The sequence below is a fragment of the Parapedobacter sp. SGR-10 genome (assembly GCF_011030405.1).
Lineage (GTDB): Bacteria > Bacteroidota > Bacteroidia > Sphingobacteriales > Sphingobacteriaceae > Sphingobacterium.
The window spans coordinates 1-1,671 of record NZ_JAAJTJ010000061.1; the positions used below are offsets into that span (position 1 = coordinate 1).

The 1,671-nt window shown below is 40.8% G+C and carries 2 protein-coding genes; both read left to right on the top strand.

Translation table 11 applies throughout. The features are described from left to right. Positions 1–301, top strand: a 301-nt coding sequence (locus G5B00_RS17840; protein ID WP_205966474.1) for a hypothetical protein, incomplete at its 5' end; no start/stop codon positions are given. A gap of 57 nt (positions 302–358) precedes the next feature. Then, a partial coding sequence (locus G5B00_RS17845; protein ID WP_163878825.1) for a BACON domain-containing protein occupies positions 359–1,671 on the top strand: 1,313 nt, incomplete at its 3' end.

The window sequence follows — 1,671 nt, forward strand, 5'->3', positions numbered from 1 at the left end:
TAAAGAACCAGATGTTAAGTCAGTAATTGTTCAAACATTTGGTATAGGGGATTTGGGAATTGGAGCATTACCATTTGAGGTCTTTGCAGAAACGGGTTTAGAAATCAAACAAAAAAGCCCGTTCCCAACCACCTTTATTATGGAGTTGGCTAATGGGGCAGAACGTTACTTACCGACGCCTGAACAGCATGAGTTGGGTGGATATGAGGCGTGGATCGGGTCAAATATTGTTCAAAAAGATGCTACCGTAATTCTTGTAGATCACATTATTAATCAGTTTCAACAGATCAAACAAAATTAGACTGGAAGTCCACGTTGACAGGTTTAAAAATGGAAATATAGCTTAAAAACAAATAAGATGTTAGGTAAAAGTATTAAAAACTTTGTTAATAGCGGAATATTCCTTGGCTTTATGGTTCTCCTTGCTTCTTGTAAGAAAAATACCACTGAGGAATTCTCCCCTCGAGTAGGCGTAGATGTGGATGTTATCGAGTTTCCTTATGCAGGCTCTGAACAAGAGTTTACTGTTAGAGCAAATGGACCTTGGTCGGTGTCGTTATCTGATGAATCATGGTTGAGTTTAAGCTTGACCGAAGGGACGCTAACCGATGGGTCTCCAGAAAAAGTAAGAATCCAAGCAACTCGAAATTCAGGTTCCAGTAGAGAGGCAACGGTAACTATAGCAATAGAGGGGCAGTCAGACATTGAGATTTCAGTTATTCAAGAAGATGGTTTTGTGCTATTGGGAGACGCAGGTATAGAGGGAATATTAAAAGCAGACCAAGCTATGGATGAAACTAACCTGATTTCGATCCCTTATACGAGAGGGACGGTAGATGAGAAGATTGTTGTTTCTGTTGCAGTGTCAGGTGAGGGAGCCGCTGGAATTACACCAATTGAAGATATGGAATTAACAATCGGAAGTGAACAAGGTAAATTATCGATACCACTTACTGGAATACCTTCAAATGAGGGAGCAGTGGAATTCGCTATATCTATTTCAAATGGCTATACGTATTCATTATCTGCTCAGATTGTAGCCAAAGATGCGTTGCCAGTGGGCGAAATTTATTATGATGAAAAATTTGACAAAATGGTATGGGGAGGAGACTATGTAAATAGGCAAGCTGGCATTATGGGAGGGTTCAAGTTAGGAGAAGGGGGGTATGTTATAGATGAAGATATACCTGTCACTACTGTGGACTATCTTACTCCAGGTTCATATAGTTTTATAGCAAGTGGAGGTATGGCGGTCACCTACAGGATATTGAGAGGAATCTTGACACAGGAAGGTGCAAGAGGACTTGGTGGGGGTCAGATATTGGAAAGACCCGGATACCTCCAAGTTGGTGATGGCGTTAAATCTGATGGTCTTATTACTCGTCAAATTTGGACTATCCCTTCAGGTCAGACTAGAAAAGTAAGAGTGTCGGTTGATCTCGCTATCTGGGAAGGATCTTCTAAGATAATTAGAGTTTCGAGGAATGCTGGAGCAGGACAACTTAGTGTTTCCGAACTTGAAGTGGAGAATCATTCTGAATGGAGGACTTATGAGTTTTTCATAACAGGTGCGAGTAACTTAACGAGGATTAGGTTCGCAACAGACACTGAGAAAGGTCCTGATAACCTTTATGGGCGCTTTTTTATCAGAAATATTTTAGTACAAGAGGT